The 1415-nt window shown below is 36.7% G+C and carries 1 protein-coding gene; it reads right to left on the minus strand.

From position 1 onward, the window contains the following. Positions 1-35 precede the first annotated feature (35 nt). On the minus strand, positions 36-1292 hold the full coding sequence (locus HT722_RS08815; protein ID WP_173278686.1) for an ISL3 family transposase: 1257 nt from the start codon (positions 1290-1292) through the stop codon (positions 36-38). Between the last annotated feature and the right edge of the window lie 123 nt (positions 1293-1415).

Consider the following 1415-nt stretch of genomic DNA (forward strand, 5'->3'; position numbering starts at 1 on the left):
TGGCTCTTTGTCAACTGTAGTGGGTTGAAGAAAAGCTAAGCTCGAGAAAGGACAAATTTCGTCCTTTCTTTTTTGATGTTCAGAGCGATAAAAATCCGTTTTTTGAAATTTTCAAAGTTTCGAAAACCAAATGCATTGCGTTTGATAAGTTTGATGAGATTATTGGTTGCTTCCAGTTTGGCGTTAGAATAGGGTAGTTGAAGGGCGTTGACAATCTTTTCTTTATCCTTGAGGAAGGTTTTAAAAACAGTCTGAAAAAGAGAATGAACCTTCTTTAGATTGTCTTCAATGAGTCCGAAAAATTTCTCTGGTTCCTTATTCTGAAAGTGAAAAAGTAAGAGCTGATAGAGATTATAGTGGTGTTTCAAGTCTTCTGAATAGCTCAAAAGCTTGTCTAGAATCTCTTTATTTGTTAAGTGCATACGAAAAGTAGGGCGATAAAAACGTTTCTCACTGAGTTTCCGACTATCTTGTTGGATAAGTTTCCAGTAACGCTTGATAGCCTTGTATTCATGGGATTTTCGATGATACTGATTCATGATTTGGACACGCACACGACTCATGGCACGGCTAAGATGTTGTACAATGTGAAAGCGATCTAGAACGATTTTAGCACACGGAAAAAGCTGTTTAGCCAAGTCATAATAGGGACTAAACATATCCATAGTAATAATTTTCACTCGACATCGGACAGCTCTATCGTATCGAAGAAAGTGATTTCGGATGACAGCCTGTGTTCTACCTTCAAGAACAGCGATGATACTGAGATTATCAAAATCTTGTGCAATGAAACTCATCTTTCCTTTTGTAAAGGTATATTCGTCCCAAGACATAATCTCAGGAAGGCGAGAAAAATCAGGCTTAAAGTGAAAGTCATTGAGCTTGCGAATGACAGTTGAAGTTGAAATAGACAACTGATGAGCAATATCGGTCATGGAAGTTTTTTCAATCAGCTTTTGAGCAATCTTTTGGTTTATGATACGAGGTATTTGGTGATTTTTCTTGACGAGAGAGGTTTCAGCGACCATCATTTTAGAGCACTGATAGCACTTAAAACGGCGTTTTCTAAGGAGGATTCTAGTAGGCATACCAGTCGTTTCAAGGTAAGGAATCTTAGACGTTTTTTGAAAGTCATATTTCTTCATTAGGCTTCCGCAATCAGGACAAGATGGGGCCTCATAGTCTAGTTTAGCGATGATTTCCTTGTGTGTACCCTTATTAATGATATCTATAATTTGGATATTAGGGTCTTTAATATCGAGTAGTTTTGTGATAGAATGTAATTGTTCCATATGATTCTTTCTAATGATAGTTTGGTCGCTTTTCATTATAGATCTTATGGGACTTTTTTTCTACACAAAAATAGGCTCCATAATATCTATAGGGGATTTACCCACTACAAATATTATAGAGCC

The sequence above is a fragment of the Streptococcus sp. 53 genome (genome assembly GCF_013276565.1).
Taxonomy (GTDB): Bacteria; Bacillota; Bacilli; order Lactobacillales; family Streptococcaceae; genus Streptococcus.

What these genes read in the sequence shown, in the direction of transcription:
- HT722_RS08815 (WP_173278686.1), bottom strand. Translation starts at nt 1,292, where the DNA reads ATGGAACAATTACATTCTATCACAAAACTACTCGATATTAAAGACCCT.